Here is a 19071-nt window from a genome sequence, read left to right as displayed (position 1 = left end):
CCATGATTTCCATCCTGCGACGTGGCCTGCTGGTCCTGCTGGCGGCCTTCCCCCTGATGGCACTGGCCGCGCAGTCGCCGCACGACGTGGTGCAGAGCACCACCACCGAGCTGCTGGGTGAGCTCAAGGCCAACAAGGAGCAGTACAAGTCCAACCCGCAAGCGTTCTACGACACCCTTGACCGGATCCTCGCGCCGGTGGTCGATGCCGACGGTATTTCCAGAAGCATCATGACCGTCAAGTACTCGCGCAAGGCCACGCCCGAGCAGATGCAGCGCTTCCAGGAAAACTTCAAGCGCAGCCTGTTCCAGTTCTACGGTAACGCGCTGCTGGAGTACAACAACCAGGGCATCGTCGTAGACCCGGCCAAGGCCGATGACGGCAAGCGCGCCTCCGTAGGCATGAAGGTCACCGGCAACAATGGTGCCGTGTACCCGGTGCAGTACACCCTGGAAAACCTGGGTGGCGAATGGAAAGTGCGTAACGTGATCGTCAACGGCATCAACATCGGCAAGCTGTTCCGCGACCAGTTCGCCGATGCCATGCAGCGCAATGGCAACGACCTGGACAAGACCATCGACGGCTGGGCTGGCGAAGTGGCCAAGGCCAAGCAGGCCGCCGACAACTCGCCTGAGAAGACCGTCAAATGAGTGAGGCCGCTGTAAGCATGGCCGAGCCGGGCGTGCTGCGCCTGGCCGGCGTGCTGGACTACCGCAGCGGGCCGCTCCTGCGCAAGCAGGGCAAGGCGCTGATCGCGGCGTGCCGCGAGGCGCAACTGGTGCTCGACTGCTCGGCTGTGCAGCACTCCACCAGTGTCGGCCTGTCGTTGCTGCTGGGCTTCATGCGCGATGCCCAGGCCGCTGGCAAGGCTTGCCAGGTGCGCAGCATGCCCGACGACATGCGGGAAATTGCCGAGGTCTACGACCTCGACGAAGTACTGGCGACCTGATGGCCCGACACGGATGATGGCCCCTCGGTCAGCGAAGCCTTCGTTGGGCTTCGCAGGCGAGGGGCTTTTTTGTATGATGGCCGACCCGTGCGCATCGGGCGCCGATTGAGGTTGAGCATGCAGGCCGTAGAAGTTAAAAGCTTCCTTGAAGAGAAATTGCCGGGTTCCCGGGTCGAAGTTGAAGGCGAAGGCTGCAACTTTCAGTTGAACGTGATCAGCGACGAGTTGGCTGGCCTGAGCCCGGTCAAACGCCAGCAGGCGATCTATGCTCACCTGAATCCGTGGATCGCCAATGGCAGCATCCATGCGGTAACCATGAAATTTTTCAGCAGCGCAGCCTGGGCTGAGCGCACCTGAGCCAACGTGGCGGCGAGATTCCAATGGACAAACTGATTATTACTGGCGGCGCTCGTCTTGATGGCGAGATCCGCATTTCGGGCGCGAAGAACGCAGCCCTGCCGATTCTGGCGGCGACCCTGCTGGCCGACGGCCCGGTCACCGTGGGCAACCTGCCGCACCTGCACGACATCACCACCATGATCGAGCTGTTCGGTCGCATGGGCATCGAGCCGGTGATCGACGAAAAGCTGGCGGTGGAAATCGACCCGCGCACCATCAAGACCCTGGTCGCGCCTTACGAGCTGGTCAAGACCATGCGCGCCTCGATCCTGGTGCTGGGCCCGATGGTCGCCCGCTTCGGCGAGGCCGAAGTGGCCCTGCCTGGCGGTTGCGCGATCGGCTCGCGTCCGGTCGACCTGCACATCCGTGGCCTCGAGGCCATGGGCGCGAAGATCGAAGTCGAAGCCGGCTACATCAAGGCCAAGGCGCCTGAGGGTGGCCTGCGCGGTGCGCACTTCTTCTTCGACACCGTGAGCGTGACCGGTACCGAGAACATCATGATGGCCGCAGCCCTGGCCAAGGGCCGCAGCGTGCTGCAGAACGCCGCGCGCGAGCCGGAAGTGGTCGACCTGGCCAACTTCATCAACGCCATGGGCGGCAAGGTGCAAGGTGCCGGTACCGACACCATCGTCATCGATGGCGTCGAGCGCCTGGCTTCGGCCAGCTACCGGGTGATGCCAGACCGTATCGAGACCGGTACCTACCTGGTTGCCGCTGCCGTGACCGGTGGCCGCGTCAAGGTCAAGGACACCGACCCGACCATCCTTGAAGCGGTACTGGAAAAGCTCAAGGAAGCCGGCGCCGACATCAACACCGGCGAAGACTGGATCGAGCTGGACATGCACGGCAAGCGGCCCAAGGCCGTCAACCTGCGTACCGCCCCGTACCCGGCGTTCCCGACCGACATGCAGGCGCAGTTCATCTCGCTCAACGCCATTGCCGAAGGCACCGGTGCGGTGATCGAGACGATCTTCGAGAACCGCTTCATGCATGTCTACGAAATGCACCGCATGGGCGCGCAGATCCAGGTCGAAGGCAACACCGCCATCGTCACTGGCGTTAAGGCGCTCAAGGGTGCCCCGGTAATGGCCACCGACCTGCGCGCTTCCGCCAGCCTGGTGCTGTCGGCGCTGGTTGCCGAAGGCGATACCCTGATCGATCGCATCTACCACATCGACCGTGGATACGAGTGCATCGAAGAAAAACTGCAGATGCTGGGCGCGAAGATCCGTCGCGTACCGGGCTAATCGTCTGCCTGGCGCATCCTGTGGCTCTGCTGCAGGATGTGACGCCGAATTGAATGCGGTCGGGCCCAGCGCCCGGCCGGCAGTAGCCGCTTAAGGACCGACGTTCCAATGTTGACCATCGCGCTTTCCAAAGGCCGTATTCTCGACGATACCCTGCCGTTGCTGGCCGAGGCCGGTATCGTGCCGACCGAGAACCCGGACAAGAGCCGCAAGCTGATCATCCCCACCACGCAGGACGATGTGCGCCTCTTGATCGTGCGCGCCACCGATGTGCCGACCTATGTCGAGCATGGTGCCGCCGACCTCGGTGTGGCTGGCAAGGACGTGCTGATGGAGTACGGCGGCCAGGGCCTGTACGAGCCGCTGGACCTGCAGATTGCCCGCTGCAAGCTGATGACCGCTGGCGTGGTCGGCGCACCCGAGCCCAAGGGCCGCCTGCGCGTGGCTACCAAGTTCGTCAACGTGGCCAAGCGCTACTACGCCGAACAGGGCCGCCAGGTCGACATCATCAAGCTGTACGGTTCGATGGAGCTGGCGCCACTGATCAACCTTGCCGACAAGATCATCGACGTGGTCGACACCGGCAATACCCTGCGCGCCAACGGCCTGGAACCCCAGGAACTGATCGCCACGATCAGCTCGCGCCTGGTGGTCAACAAGGCCTCCATGAAAATGCAGCACGCCCGTATCCAGAGCCTGATCGACACGCTGCGCGGAGCGGTCGAATCGCGACACCGCGGCTGACTCACTACCTCCTGTGCGCGACCTTCGCTGTCGCGCCCGTCTATCCGCGTCATAGCCATTTTTCTCGGGTGCCCGCGCGGATGGACTGGTAGCCTAGGGCGCCTGAGCATTCGCCAATCATCGAGGCCCTCGCCATGACCGTGTCCACTGCAATTGCCCGTCTCAACGCTGCTGATCCGGATTTCGCCCGACATCTGGATCATCTGCTGAGCTGGGAAAGTGTGTCCGATGACGCGGTCAACCAGCGGGTGCTCGACATCATCAAGGCCGTGCGCGAGCGCGGCGATGCGGCACTGGTGGAATTCACCCAGCGTTTCGATGGCGTGGATGCCCAGTCGATCGACCAGCTGATCCTTGGTCGCGAGCGCCTGGAACTGGCCCTGACCCGCATTACCCCGGCCCAGCGCGAAGCCCTGGAAAAGGCCGCCAACCGTGTGCGCATGTATCACGAGCGGCAGAAACAGGATTCCTGGCAGTACACCGAAGCCGACGGCACCGTGCTCGGGCAGAAGGTCACCCCACTGGACCGCGCCGGGCTGTATGTGCCGGGCGGCAAGGCGTCGTACCCGTCTTCGGTGCTGATGAACGCGATTCCGGCCAAGGTGGCCGGCGTGACCGAAGTGGTCATGGTGGTACCGACCCCGCGCGGCGAGGTCAACGAGCTGGTGCTGGCCGCTGCCTGCATCGCCGGTGTCGACCGCGTGTTCACCGTCGGTGGCGCCCAGGCCGTTGCTGCCCTGGCCTACGGTACCGAAAGCGTGCCGCAGGTCGACAAGATCGTCGGCCCGGGCAACATCTACGTCGCCACCGCCAAGCGCCACGTGTTCGGCCAGGTGGGCATCGACATGATCGCCGGCCCGTCGGAAATCCTCGTGGTGTGCGACGGCCAGACCGACCCGGACTGGATCGCCATGGACCTGTTCTCCCAGGCCGAGCACGATGAAGACGCCCAGGCGATCCTGGTCAGCCCGGATGCCGCGTTCCTCGACCAGGTTGCCGCCAGCATCGACAAGCTGCTGCTGACCATGGAGCGTGCCGCGATCATCGAAAAATCGATCAATGGCCGTGGTGCGCTGATTCAGGTACGTGACATGCAGCAGGCCATGGAAGTGGCCAACCGCATCGCACCGGAGCACCTGGAACTGTCGGTGGCCGACCCGCAGGCCTGGCTGCCGCACATCCGCCACGCCGGCGCGATCTTCATGGGCCGCCACACCAGCGAAGCGCTGGGCGACTACTGCGCCGGCCCCAACCACGTGCTGCCCACCTCCGGCACCGCACGTTTCTCGTCGCCGCTGGGGGTGTATGACTTCCAGAAGCGTTCGTCGATCATCTTCTGCTCCGAGCAGGGCGCGTCGGAACTGGGCCACACCGCCTCGGTCCTGGCCCGTGGCGAATCGCTGACCGCCCACGCCCGCAGTGCTGAATACCGTATCCTGACCCAAGAGAAGGGGAACTGAACATGAGTCGCTTCTGGAGCCCCTTCGTCAAGGACCTGGTGCCCTATGTGCCGGGCGAGCAGCCCAAGCTGGCCCGGCTGGTCAAGCTCAACACCAACGAGAACCCCTATGGCCCGTCGCCCAAGGCGCTGGCGGCCATGCGCGGCGAGCTGAACGACAACCTGCGCCTGTACCCGGACCCGAACGGTGACCGCTTGAAGCAAGCCGTGGCCGAATACTACGGCGTGACCCCGGCGCAAGTGTTCGTCGGCAACGGCTCGGACGAGGTGCTGGCGCACATCTTCCACGGCCTGTTCCAGCACGAAGCACCGCTGTTGTTCCCGGACATCAGTTACAGCTTCTACCCGGTCTACTGCGGCCTGTACGGTATCGCCTTCGAACAAGTGGCGCTGGACGAGCAGTTCCAGATCCGCATCGAGGACTACAACAAGCCGAACGCCGGCATCATCTTCCCCAACCCCAACGCACCGACCGGCTGCCTGATGCCGCTGCAGGCGGTGGAGCAGCTGCTGCAGGCCAACCGGGATTCGGTGGTGGTGGTCGATGAAGCGTACATCGACTTTGGTGGTGAAACGGCCATCAGCCTGGTGGACCGCTACGACAACCTGCTGGTCACCCAGACCTTGTCGAAGTCGCGCTCGCTGGCCGGGCTGCGGGTCGGCCTGGCGGTAGGCCACCCGGACCTGATCGAGGCGCTGGAGCGGATCAAGAACAGCTTCAACTCTTATCCGCTGGACCGTGCCGCGATCGTCGGCGCAGCCGTGGCGTTCGAGGACCGCGAGTACTTCGAGGAAACCTGCCGGAAAGTGATCGACAGCCGCGAGCTGCTGGTTACGCAACTGCGGGCCAAGGGCTTCGAGGTGCTGCCGTCGGCGGCCAACTTCATCTTCGCCCGTCACCCGCAGCAGGATGCCGGCGAGCTGGCGGCGCGCCTGCGTGAGCAGGGCGTGATCGTGCGCCACTTCAAGCAGCCACGCATTGCCCAGTTCCTGCGCATCACCATCGGCACGCCAGAGATGAACCAGGCGCTGCTCGATGCGTTGAGCTGACATCACCGTGCTTGCCGAGAAGGCCATGGCTGAATCCATCACCCGCAATACCCCGACGAACGAGCGCGATCTCGATGAATTGCTGATCGACGCCGAAGCTGACGACGAGCAGGTCCAGCAGCAGCCTGTGCTGCTGCGCAGGCCCTGGCTGCTGCTGCTCGGGCTGGTGCTGGTGGCATTGAACCTGCGCCCGGCGCTGTCGAGCATGGCGCCGGTGCTGGGCCAGGTGTCCGCAGGGCTGGGGCTGAGCGCCTCGCAAGCCGGCTTGCTGACCACCTTGCCGGTACTGTGCCTGGGCCTTTTCGCGCCGTTGGCGCCGGTGCTGGCGCGGCGCTTCGGCAGCGAACGGGTGATTCTCGGCATCCTCGTCACCTTGGCGTTGGGCATCGTGGTGCGCAGTACCCTGGGTACCGTCGGCGTATTCCTCGGCAGCCTGGTGGCCGGGGCCAGCATCGGCATCATCGGCGTGCTGTTGCCCGGTATCGTCAAGCGCGACTTCCCGCAGCACGCCGGTACGCTGACCGGGGTCTACACCATGGCGCTGTGCTTGGGTGCGGCCATGGCGGCGGGGGCCACCGTGCCGCTGGCGCAGCATTTCGACGGCAGCTGGGCGCTGGGGCTGGGTTTCTGGGCCGTGCCGGCGCTGCTGGCCATGCTGGTCTGGCTGCCCCAGGCAGGCCAGGGGCATGGCTTGCACAAGGTGGCCTACCGCGTGCGCGGCCTGTGGCGTGATCCGTTGGCCTGGCAGGTGACCTTGTACATGGGGCTGCAGTCGTCGCTGGCCTACATCGTTTTCGGCTGGTTGCCGTCGATCCTGATCGGCCGCGGCCTGAGCCCGACCGAGGCGGGGCTGGTGCTTTCGGGGTCGGTGATCGTGCAACTGGTCAGCTCGCTCAGCGCACCCTGGCTGGCGACTCGCGGCAAGGACCAGCGCCTGGCGATCGTGCTGGTCATGCTGATCACCCTGGCTGGCCTGTTCGGTTGCCTGTATGCGCCGCTTTCCGGGCTGTGGGGCTGGGCGGTGGTGCTGGGCCTGGGGCAGGGAGGCACCTTTGCCCTGGCGCTGACGCTGATCGTGCTGCGTTCGAAGGACGCCCATGTGGCGGCCAACCTGTCGAGCATGGCCCAGGGGGTCGGTTATACGCTGGCCTCGATGGGGCCGTTTGCGGTGGGGTTGGTGCATGACCTTACCGGGGGCTGGGCGGCAGTGGGCTGGATTTTTGCCGTGCTGGGGGTTGGCGCCATCGTGTTCGGGCTGGGGGCCGGGCGGGCTTTGCATGTGCAGGTGAGTAGCGAAAAAGTCTGAAGCTGATATTGGCAGTGCCGGCCTCTTCGCGGGTGAACCCGCTCCCACAGGTACAGCACAGCGTTCAAGATGTGTGCGATCCCTGTGGGAGCGGGTTCACCCGCGAAGAGGCCGGCACTGGCGTAAGCCCTCCGCGCAGATTATCGTGCTGCTTTCGACCCAGCACGGACCAGCCCCATGAGCGATGCCAACCGCGACCTGATCACCCGCTTCTACCAGGCCTTCCAGCGCCTGGATGCCGAGGCGATGATCGCCTGCTACAGCGACGATATCGTGTTCAGCGACCCGGTGTTCGGCACCCTGCGCGGCCAGGACGCGGGCGACATGTGGCGGATGCTCACCACCCGGGCGAAAAATTTCACCCTGACCTTCGACAACATCCGCGCCGATGAGCGCAGTGGCGGGGCGCACTGGGTGGCAACCTACCTGTTCAGCCAGACCGGGCGCACCGTGGTCAACGATATCCAGGCGCGGTTCGTGATCCGCGATGGTTTGATCTGCCAGCACGATGACCACTTCGACTTGTGGCGCTGGTCGCGGCAGGCGCTGGGTGTGCCTGGTGTGCTGCTGGGCTGGTCGCCGCTGCTGCAGAACAAGGTGCGCGGGCAGGCGTTCAAGGGCCTGCGCATGTTCCAGCAGGCCCAAGGTGAGTGAGATTGTCGATAACGCCGCCAGCAAAGCTTGGTATGTCTATCTGGTGAGGGCGGCCAATGGTTCGTTGTACTGCGGTATCAGCGATGATCCGCAGCGGCGCTTTCTGGCGCATCAGAAAGGGCAGGGCGCGCGTTACTTCAAGACCAGCCCGGCGCAGGCGCTGGTGTATGTGGAGCAATGGCCGGACAAGGGCGAGGCGTTGCGCCAGGAGCGGTTGGTCAAGCGCTTGCGCAAGTCGGCCAAGGAGGCGTTGGTTGCTTCCTATGGCGCAGTAACGGCTGCCAATTAGGGCCGCTTCGCGCCCCATCGCCGGCAAGCCAGCTCCCACAGGTGCTGCACAGGCCTGAGGTCTATGCGGTCGATGTGGGAGCTGGCTTGCCGGCGATGGGCTGCCCAGCAGCCCCGGGGCCATCAGTCCTTGCGCCGCTTCAACTGATCCACCAAGGTGGTTGGCAGCCCCTTGATGATCAAGGTCCCCGCTGCCTCGTCATACTCGACTTTGTCGCCCAGCAGATGCGCTTCAAAGCTGATCGACAGCCCTTCGGCACGCCCGGTAAAGCGCCGGAACTGGTTGAGGGTGCGCTTGTCCGCAGGGATTTCCGGTGACAGGCCGTAGTCCTTGTTGCGGATGTGATCGTAGAACGCCTTGGGGCGGTCCTCGTCGATCAGGCTGGACAGCTCTTCGAGGGTTACCGGCTCGCCCAGCTTGGTCTGGGTGGTGGCATATTCGACCAGGGTCTGGGTCTTTTCCCGGGCGGATTCTTCCGGCAGGTCTTCGCTCTCGACGAAGTCGCTGAAGGCCTTGAGCAGCGTGCGGGTTTCGCCCGGGCCGTCGACACCTTCCTGGCAGCCGATGAAGTCGCGGAAGTAGTCCGAGACCTTCTTGCCGTTCTTGCCTTTGATGAACGAAATGTACTGCTTGGAGTTCTGGTTGTTTTTCCACTCCGAGAGGTTGATGCGTGCCGCCAGGTGCAGCTGGCCCAGGTCCAGGTGGCGTGAAGGGGTCACATCGAGTTCGGCATTCACCGCCACACCTTCGCTGTGGTGCAGCAGGGCGATCGCCAGGTACTCGGTCATGCCTTGCTGGTAGTGGGCAAACAGGACGTGGCCGCCGGTGGACAGGTTGGACTCTTCCATCAACTTCTGCAGGTGCTCGACGGCCATGCGGCTGAATGCGGTGAAGTCCTTTTCTTGGTCCAGATACTGCTTCAGCCAGCCGCTCAGCGGGTAGGCGCCAGACTCACCGTGGAAAAAGCCCCAGGCCTTGCCTTGCTTGGCGTTGTAGCTGTCATTGAGGTCGGCCAGCAGGTTCTCGATGGCGTCCGAGGCCGCCAGTTCCGAATCGCGGGCATGCAGCACGGCGGGGCTGCCATCGGGCTTTTTGTCGATCAGGTGAACGATGCAATGACGGATTGGCATGGAATTCTCGGCGAGCTGCAAAAGTCGTGCAGTTTACCCTAGACACAAGGTGGTGCAGTGGCCGGATGTTGGCAGAAATGGCGGTTGTTCGTTTTTTGTGCAAATTTCCGCGTTTCAGGCTGAAACCCCCGAAAAACCTGCATTAAATCGCAGTGCGCAGCGGATATTTATCCGTTCCTGTGGTAGCTTTGCGCGGTCTTGCGCCCAGCATGTGGCGCATTGCTGGCAGCGTGCTGTCGGCGTGTCGAACCAAACGCCGATTTGCGTATCTACATACGCGATTGGCGCGGCCCTCCATGTTCAGGGGCTGGCCCGATAACGTCGTAGTCCGCTGCTTAACCATCGAATTTGATAGGGAAGGAACACCACCATGGCATTGACCAAAGACCAACTGATTGCCGACATCGCCGAATCGATCGCCGCGCCAAAAGCCACCGCCAAAAACGCTCTGGAGCAACTGGGCCAGATCGTTGCCGACCAGCTGGAAAACGGCGCTGAAATCACCCTGCCAGGCATCGGCAAACTGAAAGTCTCCGAGCGTCCTGCCCGTACCGGCCGTAACCCTTCGACTGGCGCTGCCATCGAAATCGCTGCCAAGAAAGTCGTCAAGTTCGTGCCAGCCAAAGTGCTGACCGACGCCATCAACAAGTAATTGTTGCTGCGTTGAAAAGACCGCGCCCGGCTTGCCCGGGCGCGGTTTTTTCATGCCTGTGATTTACGCCCTGCGTGCCAGGCCTGGCGCGCTGCATCGTCATGGAAGCTCCAGGCGACCATGCGGCTCTGCTTCTGCCCCTGGCCCATTTCGCTGATGCGCACGGCCTTGGCGCCGGCCTTCTTCAGCGCAGCTTCGATCCCCGGCAGGTTGCTGGCCTTGGACACCAGGCTGGTGAACCACAACACCTGCTCGGCGTACTGCACGCTTTCGCCGACCAGTTGGCTGACAAAGCGGATTTCGCCGCCCTCGCACCACAGCTCATTGTTCTGGCCGCCGAAGTTCAGCACCGGCAGCTTGCGCTTGGGGTCCTGCTTGCCAAGGTTCTTCCACTTGCGCTGGCTGCCGCGGGTGGCTTCGTCGCGCGAAGCGTGGAAGGGCGGGTTGCACAGGGTCAGGTCGAAGCGTTCGTCTTCCTGCAGCAGGCCGCTGAGGATGTGTGCGCGGTTGGCCTGTTGGCGCAGGCTGATGGCCTTGCCCAGGCCGTTGGCCTGAACGATGGCCTTGGCCGAAGCCAGGGCCACCGGGTCGATGTCCGAACCCAGAAAGCGCCAGCGGTAGTCGCTATGGCCCAGCAACGGGTAGATGCAGTTGGCACCCACGCCGATGTCCAGCGCACGCACCTGGGCGCCCCTGGGGATTTCGCCGGCGTTGTCGTCGGCCAGCAGGTCGGCGGCCACGTGGATGTAGTCGGCGCGGCCCGGGATGGGCGGGCACAGGTAGTCGGCGGGGATGTCCCAGTGCTGGATGCCGTACTGGGCCTTGAGCAAGGCACGGTTGAACACGCGCACGGCTTCGGGGTTGGCGAAGTCGATGCTGGGTTTGCCGTGGGGGTTGGTGATGGTGAAGCGCGCCAGGTCAGGGTGGGCCTTGATCAGGCTGGGGAAGTCGTAGCGGCCCTGGTGGCGGTTGCGCGGGTGCAGGGTGGGTTTGTTCGAGGTCATGGCAGTGTCCAGCCCTATACGAGCGGTGGCTTGAAGAACCTGGGGCTGCTGCGCAGCCCTTTCGCGACACAAGGCCGCTCCCACAGGATGGTAGCGCCTTCGAGGTTGGCGCCGTCCTGTGGGAGCGGCCTTGTGTCGCGAAAGGGCCGCACAGCGGCCCCAACGGTCTCTCTAGTGATTACAGCGCTGCAATCCGCGCATGCTGCTCGGTGAAGTTGGCCAGCGCCTGTTCGGACTCGGCCAGCTTGGCGCGTTCCTTCTCGATCACCGCAGGCGGTGCCTTGTCGACGAAGGCGGCGTTGGACAGCTTGCCGCCCACGCGTGCCACTTCGCCCTGCAGACGCTGGATTTCCTTGTTCAGGCGCGCCAGCTCGGCATCCTTGTCGATCAGCCCGGCCATCGGCACCAGCACCTGCAGGTCACCGACCAGGGCGGTGGCCGACAGCGGCGCTTGGTCGGCGTCGCCCAGTACCGTGAACGACTCGACCTTGGCCAGCTTCTTCAGCAGCGCTTCGTTTTCCTGCAGGCGGCGCTGGTCGTCGGCGTTGGCGTTCCTCAGGAACAGCGGCAGTGGCTTGCCCGGGCCGATGTTCATCTCGGCGCGGATGTTGCGCAGGCCGACCATCAGCTCCTTGAGCCACTCGATGTCACCTTCGGCGGCCGGGTCGATGCGGCTTTCATTGGCCACCGGCCATGGCTGCAGCATGATGGTCTTGCCGTGGATGCCAGCCAGCGGTGCGATGCGCTGCCAGATTTCCTCGGTGATGAACGGCATGAACGGGTGCGCCAGGCGCAGCGCCACTTCCAGCACGCGAACCAGGGTGCGGCGGGTGCCACGAGCGCGCTCGATCGGCGCGTTCTCATCCCACAGCACCGGCTTGGACAGCTCCAGGTACCAGTCGCAGTACTGGTTCCAGATGAACTCGTACAGCGCCTGGCTGGCCAGGTCGAAGCGGAACTGCTCCAGCTGGCGGGTCACTTCGGCTTCGGTACGCTGCAGCTGCGAGATGATCCAGCGGTCGGCCAGCGACAGCTCGACGGCTTCGCCGTTCTGGCCGCAGTCTTCGCCCTTGTCCAGCACGTAGCGGGCGGCGTTCCAGATCTTGTTGCAGAAGTTGCGGTAGCCTTCGACGCGGCCCATGTCGAACTTGATGTCGCGGCCGGTGGAGGCCAGCGAGCAGAAGGTGAAGCGCAGGGCGTCGGTGCCGTAGCTGGCGATACCTTCGGGGAACTCGGCCTTGGTCTGCTTGGCGATCTTCTCGGCGAGCTTCGGCTGCATCATGCCGCTGGTGCGTTTTTCCAGCAGGGCGTCGAGGGTGATGCCGTCGACGATGTCCAGCGGGTCCAGCACGTTGCCCTTGGACTTGGACATCTTCTGGCCCTGGCCGTCACGCACCAGGCCGTGGACGTACACGGTCTTGAACGGTACCTGCGGGGTGCCGTCCTCGTTCTTGATCAGGTGCATGGTCAGCATGATCATGCGCGCAACCCAGAAGAAGATGATGTCGAAGCCGGTCACCAGCACATCGGTGGAGTGGAATTTCTTGAGGAATTCGGTCTGTTCCGGCCAGCCCAGGGTGGAGAAGGTCCACAGCCCGGAACTGAACCAGGTGTCGAGCACATCGTCGTCCTGGCGCAGCGCTACATCGGCGCCCAGGTTGTGTTTGGCGCGCACTTCTTCCTCGTTGCGGCCGACATAGACCTGGCCGGCCTCGTCGTACCACGCCGGAATGCGGTGGCCCCACCACAGCTGGCGGCTGATGCACCAGTCCTGGATATCGCGCATCCAGGAGAAGTACATGTTCTCGTACTGCTTGGGCACGAACTGGATGCGGCCGTCTTCGACGGCGGCGATGGCCGGTTCTGCCAGCGGCTTGGTGGAGACGTACCACTGGTCGGTCAGCCACGGCTCGATGACGGTGCCCGAACGGTCGCCTTTCGGCACTTTCAGGGCGTGGTCGTCGATGCTGACCAGCAGGCCCTGGGCGTCCAGGTCGGCGACGATCTGCTTGCGTGCGACGAAGCGGTCGAGGTTGGCGTACTGGGCCGGCAGGCGGGTATCGACCTGCTCGTTGACGCTGCCATCGAGGTTGAAGGCCTGGGCGCTGGCGAGCACGAAGGCGTTCTTGTCGAAGATGTTCAGCAGCGGCAGGTTGTGGCGCTTGCCGACTTCGTAGTCATTGAAGTCGTGAGCCGGGGTGATCTTCACGCAGCCGGTACCGAACTCGGGGTCGCAGTAGTCGTCGGCGATGATCGGAATGCGGCGGCCGACCAGCGGCAGTTCGACGAACTTGCCGATCAGTGCCTGGTAGCGCTCGTCGTTCGGGTTGACGGCCACGGCGGCGTCACCCAGCAGGGTTTCCGGACGGGTGGTGGCGACCACCAGGTAATCCTTGCCTTCAGCGGTCTTGGCGCCGTCGGCCAGCGGGTAGCGCAGGTTCCACAGGTGGCCTTTCTCGTCGTGGTTTTCCACTTCGAGGTCGGAGATGGCCGTGTGCAGCTTGGTGTCCCAGTTGACCAGGCGCTTGCCGCGGTAGATCAGGCCATCTTCGTGCAGGCGCACGAAGGCTTCCTTGACCGCTTCGGACAGGCCGTCGTCCATGGTGAAGCGCTCGCGGCTCCAGTCGACCGACGAGCCCAGGCGGCGGATCTGGCGGCTGATGTTGCCGCCCGACTGGTCCTTCCATTCCCAGACCTTTTCCAGGAACTTTTCGCGGCCCAGGTCGTGGCGGTTCTGGCCCTTGGCTTCGAGCTGGCGCTCGACCAGCATCTGGGTGGCGATACCGGCGTGGTCGGTGCCTGGCTGCCACAGGGTGTCGCGGCCTTGCATGCGGCGGAAACGGATCAGGGCGTCCATGATCGCGTTGTTGAACCCGTGGCCCATGTGCAGGCTGCCCGTCACGTTCGGTGGCGGGATCATGATGGTGTAGGACTCGCCTGCACCTTGTGGAGCGAAATAGTTCTCTGACTCCCAGGTGTTGTACCAGGAAGTTTCGATGGCGTGCGGCTGGTAGGTCTTATCCATGCGCGGCGGGACCCTGTGCATTTATTCGGGAAAGCCGGGAAGTATAACCAAGCTGGGGGCCGCAGGCGACAAGCTGCTGCTATCTGGCAGGCAGGGGCGGCCTATTCGCGGGTGAACCCGCTCCCACAGGAGCTGCGCAAGCTTTGAGACTTGCGCCGGTCCTGTGGGAGCGGGTTTACCCGCGAAGAAGGCACCGCCGAATTTCGGTTTTACTCGGAACGCTTGATCAACCGCTCGATCCGCGCATCCAGCCGGCGCTTGATCTCGTTCTCGATGTGCGGAGTGAAGTCGTTGATCACGTCCTGCATGATCATCTGCGCCGCCGCGCGCAGCTCGCTTTCCAGGTGCAGCAGGGTGTCCTGGCGCCGGGTCTGCGGGTCGTCCACGGACGGTTCGGCCACAGGTGCAGAGTTGTCGGGCGTTGCTTCCAGCAGCAACGGGATCTGCTCCACCGTCTCGGTCAGCAGCGGCGGTTGCAGGTCGGCGTCGCCAAGCAACTGGCGGATCGACTCGAGGTCGTCGAGCAGATGGGCGGAGTCGGGCAGGGGGGAAGGTTTGTCCATCGTCGTCAAAGTCGCTGTAAGCGGTGGTCTTGCAGAGCATAGCCCTGTTCACGGTAGAAACGGAATCGTTCCCGGGCCGATTGGCGGCTGCCAGGCTCTTCCACGACGATTTCCGCCACGCGCTCGAACTGGCCGACAAAGCCGGGTACGCCAGCGCCGAGGTTGATCAACAGGCCGTGGTGAGCGCCTGCGCTGTCTTCGCCCAGGCCTAGCGCCACGCTGGCCTCAGCGTGTGCTTCGGCCAGGTCGTGGGGCACGAAAGCCTCGCCCTTGAAGCGCCACAGGCGTTGGTCCAGCTCGCTGCGCTGCTCGGCGTCCTGGCAATGCAGGTAGACCCGGTGGCCGAGGCGCCAGGCCTTTTCGCACAGCTTGCAGGCGAAATCGAGCCGCGCCGACAGCGAGTCGGTGGGCAGGATGTAGAAATCGACTTTGCTCATGGTGGTCTCGCCAGCCGATGGCGCGCGGGGCGCCACCGGCTTCACGGCATCAGGCGCCAGCGCGGTCCAGCAGGTACTGGGTCAGCAGGGGCACCGGGCGGCCAGTGGCGCCCTTGTCCTTGCCGCCGCTGACCCAGGCGGTGCCGGCGATGTCCATGTGCGCCCAGTCGTAGGCTTTGGCGAAGCGCGACAGGAAGCAGCCGGCGGTGATGGTGCCGGCCTTCGGCCCGCCGATGTTGCCCATGTCGGCGAACGGGCTGTCCAGTTGCTCCTGGTATTCATCGAACAGCGGCAGCTGCCAGGCACGGTCGTCGGCACGCTTGCCGGCGTCGAGCAGTTGCCCGACCAAATCGTCGTTGTTGCCCATCAGGCCGGTGGTGTGGCTGCCCAGGGCGACGATGCAGGCCCCGGTCAGGGTGGCGATGTCGATGACGGCCTGCGGCTTGAAGCGCTCGGCGTAGGTCAGGGTGTCGCACAGCACCAGGCGGCCTTCGGCGTCGGTGTTGAGAATTTCGACGGTCTGCCCGCTCATGGTGGTGACGATGTCACCCGGGCGGGTGGCGCCGCCGCTTGGCATGTTCTCGGCGCAGGCCAGCAGGCACACCAGGTTGACCGGCAGCTGCAGCTCGAGCACTGCACGCAGGGTGCCGAGCACGCTGGCAGCGCCGCACATGTCGTATTTCATTTCGTCCATGCCGGCGCCAGGCTTGAGGCTGATGCCGCCGGTGTCGAAGGTGATGCCCTTGCCCACCAGCACGAACGGCTTGTCGGCCTTCTTGCCGCCCTGGTAGTTGAGCACGATCAGGCGTGGCGGCTGGTCGCTGCCCTGGCCCACGGCGTAGAACGCGCCCATGCCCAGGTCCTTGATCTTCTTCTCGTCCAGCACTTCGACCTTCAGCGCCTTGTGCGCCTTGCCCAGGTCCCTGGCCTGCTCGGCGAGGAAGCTCGGGTGGCACAGGTTGGGCGGCAGGTTGCCCAGGTCACGGGTGAAGGCCATGCCGGTGGCGATCGCGCTGGCGTGCTTGACGGCGCGTTCCACTTCGGCCTGGCCGGCCTTTTCGGCCAGCAGGGTGATTTTCTTCAGGGCGCGCGGTTCGGCCTTCTGGCTCTTGAAGCGGTCGAACACGTATTCGCCGTCGAGCAGGGTTTCGGCCAGCAGGCGGTATTTGCCGTAGTAGGCGTCGCGGTTGCTCACCGCGATGTCGTCCAGCGCCAGCACTGCGTCGCTGCCGTTCAAGCCTTTGAGCACGCCGGCGATACTGCCGACCAGTTTGCGCCAGGCGCGGTCGCCCAGGGCCTCGTCCTTGCCGCTGCCGACCAGCAGCACGCGCTCGGCCTTCAGGCCAGGGAGGTTCTGCAGCAGCAAGGTCTGGCCCGGCTTGCCGGCCAGGTCACCACGCTTGAGCACGGCACTGATGGCACCTTCGCTGGCCTGGTCGACGGCCTTTGCCAGGCTACCGAGCTTGCGGTTTTCACCTACCGGGAGGACCAGGGTGGCGGTTTTTACGGATGCAGCAGCTACGCTTTTTACAACCAGTTCCATGTCAGGATCCCCGAATGATCGATGCAGTCGGCGCTGTATGTTCCAGCGCTCTGGACGGGCCTGGCCGCGTCGTCGCGTGCCAGCGGAAAAGCTGCCAGTTTGAGCCTGCGGCAAGCGTGCTGACAACCCCGTCATGCGCCTTCATGCGCGGCGAAGTGACAGGGGCGGTCAATCACAGGATAATGCGCGCACTTTACATGGAGGTTCGCCTTTGGCGAACCGGCATTGGTCTTGGATGTACTAAGTCATTGTCTGGCGCCATTGCTTGGCAGTCCGCCCTGACAACCCAGGAGTGTCTGGTTTGATCGTCTTTCGTTATCTGTCCCGCGAGGTCCTGGTGACCTTGAGCGCCGTCAGCGCCGTGCTGCTGGTGATCATCATGAGTGGGCGCTTCATCAAGTACCTGGCCCAGGCTGCCCAGGGTGTGCTCGACCCGAGCGTGCTGTTCCTGATCATGGGCTTCCGCATGCCGGGCTTCCTGCAGCTGATCCTGCCGTTGGGGCTGTTCCTCGGCATCCTCCTGGCGTACGGGCGTCTGTACCTGGAAAGCGAGATGACCGTGCTCTCGGCCACCGGCATGAGCCAGCAGCGCCTGCTGGGCCTGACCATGGCGCCGGCCGCCCTGGTCGCCCTGCTGGTGGCCTGGCTGAGCCTGAGCCTGGCGCCGCTGGGCGTGGCCCAGGTGCAGCAGATCATCAGCCAGCAGGATGCCCTGACCGAGTTCGACACCCTGGTACCGGGTCGTTTCCAGACCTTGCGCGACGGCTCGCGGGTGACCTACACCGAACAACTCTCGGACGACCGCATCAACCTGGCCGGGGTGTTCATCTCCGAGAAGCGCTTCAACCAGGACAAGACCAAGGACCGCGCCCCGTCGGTGCTGGTCGCCGAAAAAGGCCACCAGGAAATCCAGGCCGACGGCAACCGCTACCTGGTGCTGGAAAACGGCTACCGCTACGACGGCAACCCGGGCCAGGCCGACTACCGTGCCATCAAGTACGATACCTACGGCGTGCTGCTGCCCAAGCCGGAAGTCAGCGAGGAAGTGACCGAGCGCGAAGCCATTCCTACCTCCGAACTGATCGGCAAGAAGGGCCTGCGCGAGCGCGCCGAGCTGCAATGGCGGCTGTCGTTGCCGATCCTGGTGTTCATCGTTACCTTGCTGGCGGTGCCACTGTCGCGGGTCAACCCGCGCCAGGGCCGCTTCCTCAAGTTGCTGCCGGCGATTCTTCTGTACATGGCCTACCTGACAATGCTGATTTCCGTACGCGGCGCCCTCGAGAAGGGCAAATTGCCGATCGCCCTGGGCATGTGGTGGGTCCACGGCCTGTTCCTGCTGATCGGCCTGGGCCTGATGTACTGGGAGCCGCTGCGCCTCAAGCGCGCCGCCCGTCGTGCGGAGGTGGCCCGTGGCTAAGCTCGACCGCTACATCGGCCAGAGCGTGCTGCTGGCCATTCTTGCCGTGCTGGGGATCATCCTCGGCCTGGCTTCGCTGTTCGCCTTCATCGACGAGATGAGCGACCTGAGCGATACCTACACGGTGATGGAGGCGGGCAACTTCGTCCTGCTGACAGCACCGCGGCGGCTTTACGAAATGCTGCCGATGGCCGCCCTGATCGGCTGCCTGATCGGCCTGGGTGCCCTGGCCAGCAGCAGCGAGCTGACCATCATGCGCGCTGCCGGGGTTTCCATCGGCCGCATCGTCTGGGCGGTGATGAAACCGATGCTGTTGCTGATGCTGGTCGGTCTGCTGATCGGCGAGTACGTGGCGCCGGTGACCGAGAACAAGGCCCAGGCCGACCGTTCCCTGGCCCAGGGCGGCGGTGAGGCACAAAGCTCCAAGCGTGGCATGTGGCACCGCCAGGGCGAGGAATACGTGCACATCAACGCCGTGCAGCCCAACGGCTTGCTGCTGGGGGTGACCCGCTACCGGTTCGACAGCGAGCGCAAGATCATCACCTCGAGTTTCGCGCGCCGTGCGCAGTACCAGGCTGACCACTGGCTGCTCGCCGATGTGCGCACCACCTTCTTCCGGGGTGACCACACCGAAGTGGTGAGCGCGCCGCAGGAGCGCTGGGACGTATCGCTCACGCCGCAACTGCTCAATACCGTGATACTGGCGCCGGAGTCGCTGTCGATCACCGGGCTGTGGGACTACATCCATTACCTGTCCGACCAGGGCCTGAACAATGCCCGCTACTGGCTGGCGTTCTGGACCAAGGTGCTGCAGCCGCTGGTGACTGCAGCGCTGGTGCTGATGGCGATTTCCTTCATCTTCGGCCCGCTGCGTTCGGTGACGCTCGGCCAGCGCGTGTTCACCGGTGTGCTGGTGGGCTTCGTGTTCCGCATCGCCCAGGACCTGCTGGGGCCGTCGAGCCAGGTGTTCGGCTTCCCGCCGCTGCTGGCGGTGGTGATTCCGGCGGGCATCTGTGCGCTGGCGGGGGTGTGGTTGTTGCGCCGGGCCGGTTGATGGCCTGAGCGGTACAAAAAAGCCGACCTCAGGGTCGGCTTTTTGCTGGCATTCGTGTTGCCTTCTTCGCGGGGGTGGCCCCCCCCCCAACGTAAAAACAGGGGGCCCGGGCGGGGGGGGGGGGGGGGGGGGGGGGGGGCCCGCCCACC

Annotated in this window: 19 protein-coding genes; 13 read left to right on the top strand and 6 right to left on the bottom strand. The window is 64.4% G+C overall.

Annotated elements, in window-relative coordinates; all coding sequences use genetic code 11:
• Positions 1-2 precede the first annotated feature (2 nt).
• The 10 genes from C6A77_RS01325 to C6A77_RS01280 all read left to right on the top strand — a co-directional run bounded on the left by C6A77_RS01325 (position 3) and on the right by C6A77_RS01280 (position 8097).
• Positions 3-650, top strand: a complete 648-nt coding sequence (locus C6A77_RS01325) for an ABC transporter substrate-binding protein (protein WP_114167697.1) — start codon at positions 3-5, stop codon at positions 648-650.
• Complete coding sequence (locus tag C6A77_RS01320) at positions 647-949, top strand: STAS domain-containing protein (protein ID WP_114167696.1); 303 nt, start codon at positions 647-649, stop codon at positions 947-949. Before C6A77_RS01325 ends, C6A77_RS01320 begins: the two co-directional genes overlap by 4 nt.
• Before the next feature lie 117 nt (positions 950-1066).
• Positions 1067-1306 carry a BolA family protein gene (locus C6A77_RS01315; protein WP_003255121.1) on the top strand — a complete coding sequence of 80 codons (240 nt, stop codon included), beginning with the start codon at positions 1067-1069 and terminating at the stop codon, positions 1304-1306.
• Positions 1307-1329: 23 nt separating this feature from the next.
• The gene (gene murA / locus C6A77_RS01310; RefSeq protein ID WP_114167695.1) at positions 1330-2595 is read left to right on the top strand and encodes a UDP-N-acetylglucosamine 1-carboxyvinyltransferase; all 1266 of its coding nucleotides are present in this window, start codon (positions 1330-1332) and stop codon (positions 2593-2595) included.
• A gap of 108 nt (positions 2596-2703) precedes the next feature.
• Positions 2704-3339: an ATP phosphoribosyltransferase gene (hisG, locus tag C6A77_RS01305; protein ID WP_003257924.1), complete on the top strand. Its 636-nt coding sequence runs from the start codon at positions 2704-2706 to the stop codon at positions 3337-3339.
• A 134-nt stretch (positions 3340-3473) separates the two neighbouring features.
• A complete protein-coding gene (gene hisD / locus C6A77_RS01300; protein WP_114167694.1) occupies positions 3474-4799 on the top strand; it encodes a histidinol dehydrogenase in 1326 nt (441 codons plus the stop codon).
• 2 nt (positions 4800-4801) lie between these two features.
• Entirely contained in the window at positions 4802-5848 is a 1047-nt protein-coding gene (hisC, locus tag C6A77_RS01295) for a histidinol-phosphate transaminase (RefSeq protein WP_114167693.1), read from the top strand.
• 25 nt (positions 5849-5873) lie between these two features.
• Positions 5874-7154, top strand: coding sequence for a CynX/NimT family MFS transporter (locus C6A77_RS01290; RefSeq protein WP_114167832.1), 1281 nt, complete (start codon positions 5874-5876; stop codon positions 7152-7154).
• Between the two features lie 177 nt (positions 7155-7331).
• Positions 7332-7808, top strand: a complete 477-nt coding sequence (locus tag C6A77_RS01285; protein WP_114167692.1) for a nuclear transport factor 2 family protein — start codon at positions 7332-7334, stop codon at positions 7806-7808.
• The gene (locus C6A77_RS01280) at positions 7801-8097 is read left to right on the top strand and encodes a GIY-YIG nuclease family protein (RefSeq protein WP_114167691.1); all 297 of its coding nucleotides are present in this window, start codon (positions 7801-7803) and stop codon (positions 8095-8097) included. Before C6A77_RS01285 ends, C6A77_RS01280 begins: the two co-directional genes overlap by 8 nt.
• Positions 8098-8219: 122 nt before the next feature.
• Here C6A77_RS01280 and yejK read toward each other — a convergent pair whose 3' ends face one another.
• Positions 8220-9227: a nucleoid-associated protein YejK gene (yejK, locus tag C6A77_RS01275; protein ID WP_114167690.1), complete on the bottom strand. Its 1008-nt coding sequence runs from the start codon at positions 9225-9227 to the stop codon at positions 8220-8222.
• A gap of 370 nt (positions 9228-9597) precedes the next feature.
• Between yejK and C6A77_RS01270 the strand changes: the two genes are divergently transcribed.
• A complete protein-coding gene (locus C6A77_RS01270; protein ID WP_003255106.1) occupies positions 9598-9879 on the top strand; it encodes an HU family DNA-binding protein in 282 nt (93 codons plus the stop codon).
• A gap of 50 nt (positions 9880-9929) precedes the next feature.
• Here C6A77_RS01270 and rlmF read toward each other — a convergent pair whose 3' ends face one another.
• The 5 genes from rlmF to C6A77_RS01245 all read right to left on the bottom strand — a co-directional run bounded on the left by rlmF (position 9930) and on the right by C6A77_RS01245 (position 16451).
• Complete coding sequence (gene rlmF / locus C6A77_RS01265) at positions 9930-10883, bottom strand: 23S rRNA (adenine(1618)-N(6))-methyltransferase RlmF (RefSeq protein ID WP_114167689.1); 954 nt, start codon at positions 10881-10883, stop codon at positions 9930-9932.
• A 178-nt stretch (positions 10884-11061) separates the two neighbouring features.
• Entirely contained in the window at positions 11062-13908 is a 2847-nt protein-coding gene (locus tag C6A77_RS01260) for a valine--tRNA ligase (protein ID WP_114167688.1), read from the bottom strand.
• A gap of 209 nt (positions 13909-14117) precedes the next feature.
• Positions 14118-14471 (bottom strand): DNA polymerase III subunit chi, encoded by a 354-nt coding sequence (locus tag C6A77_RS01255; RefSeq protein ID WP_114167687.1) that lies wholly within the window; start codon positions 14469-14471, stop codon positions 14118-14120.
• 5 nt (positions 14472-14476) lie between these two features.
• The gene (locus C6A77_RS01250; RefSeq protein ID WP_114167686.1) at positions 14477-14908 is read right to left on the bottom strand and encodes a DNA polymerase III subunit chi; all 432 of its coding nucleotides are present in this window, start codon (positions 14906-14908) and stop codon (positions 14477-14479) included.
• A gap of 49 nt (positions 14909-14957) precedes the next feature.
• Entirely contained in the window at positions 14958-16451 is a 1494-nt protein-coding gene (locus C6A77_RS01245; protein WP_114167685.1) for a leucyl aminopeptidase, read from the bottom strand.
• A gap of 301 nt (positions 16452-16752) precedes the next feature.
• Here C6A77_RS01245 and lptF point away from each other — a divergent pair, with 301 nt between their 5' ends.
• Positions 16753-17868 carry an LPS export ABC transporter permease LptF gene (lptF, locus tag C6A77_RS01235; RefSeq protein ID WP_114167683.1) on the top strand — a complete coding sequence of 372 codons (1116 nt, stop codon included), beginning with the start codon at positions 16753-16755 and terminating at the stop codon, positions 17866-17868.
• Positions 17861-18922, top strand: coding sequence for an LPS export ABC transporter permease LptG (gene lptG / locus C6A77_RS01230; protein WP_114167682.1), 1062 nt, complete (start codon positions 17861-17863; stop codon positions 18920-18922). The genes lptF and lptG overlap by 8 nt, the downstream gene beginning before the upstream one ends.
• Positions 18923-19071 lie beyond the last annotated feature (149 nt).

The sequence above is a fragment of the Pseudomonas sp. AFG_SD02_1510_Pfu_092 genome, from assembly GCF_003331055.1.
In the GTDB taxonomy this organism is placed as follows: domain Bacteria; phylum Pseudomonadota; class Gammaproteobacteria; order Pseudomonadales; family Pseudomonadaceae; genus Aquipseudomonas.
Note: the sequence above shows the minus strand (reverse complement) of the source record. Positions and strands in the feature narration are given on the sequence as shown.

Coding starts and splice junctions, on each gene's coding strand:
- C6A77_RS01270 (WP_003255106.1), top strand. CDS start 9,598: ATGGCATTGACCAAAGACCAACTGATTGCCGACATCGCCGAATCGATC.
- rlmF (WP_114167689.1), bottom strand. CDS start 10,883: ATGACCTCGAACAAACCCACCCTGCACCCGCGCAACCGCCACCAGGGC.
- C6A77_RS01320 (WP_114167696.1), top strand. CDS start 647: ATGAGTGAGGCCGCTGTAAGCATGGCCGAGCCGGGCGTGCTGCGCCTG.
- C6A77_RS01285 (WP_114167692.1), top strand. CDS start 7,332: ATGAGCGATGCCAACCGCGACCTGATCACCCGCTTCTACCAGGCCTTC.
- murA (WP_114167695.1), top strand. CDS start 1,330: ATGGACAAACTGATTATTACTGGCGGCGCTCGTCTTGATGGCGAGATC.
- C6A77_RS01255 (WP_114167687.1), bottom strand. CDS start 14,471: ATGGACAAACCTTCCCCCCTGCCCGACTCCGCCCATCTGCTCGACGAC.
- hisD (WP_114167694.1), top strand. CDS start 3,474: ATGACCGTGTCCACTGCAATTGCCCGTCTCAACGCTGCTGATCCGGAT.
- C6A77_RS01260 (WP_114167688.1), bottom strand. CDS start 13,908: ATGGATAAGACCTACCAGCCGCACGCCATCGAAACTTCCTGGTACAAC.
- yejK (WP_114167690.1), bottom strand. CDS start 9,227: ATGCCAATCCGTCATTGCATCGTTCACCTGATCGACAAAAAGCCCGAT.
- C6A77_RS01290 (WP_114167832.1), top strand. CDS start 5,874: ATGGCTGAATCCATCACCCGCAATACCCCGACGAACGAGCGCGATCTC.
- hisC (WP_114167693.1), top strand. CDS start 4,802: ATGAGTCGCTTCTGGAGCCCCTTCGTCAAGGACCTGGTGCCCTATGTG.
- C6A77_RS01245 (WP_114167685.1), bottom strand. CDS start 16,451: ATGGAACTGGTTGTAAAAAGCGTAGCTGCTGCATCCGTAAAAACCGCC.
- hisG (WP_003257924.1), top strand. CDS start 2,704: ATGTTGACCATCGCGCTTTCCAAAGGCCGTATTCTCGACGATACCCTG.
- C6A77_RS01325 (WP_114167697.1), top strand. CDS start 3: ATGATTTCCATCCTGCGACGTGGCCTGCTGGTCCTGCTGGCGGCCTTC.
- C6A77_RS01250 (WP_114167686.1), bottom strand. CDS start 14,908: ATGAGCAAAGTCGATTTCTACATCCTGCCCACCGACTCGCTGTCGGCG.
- C6A77_RS01315 (WP_003255121.1), top strand. CDS start 1,067: ATGCAGGCCGTAGAAGTTAAAAGCTTCCTTGAAGAGAAATTGCCGGGT.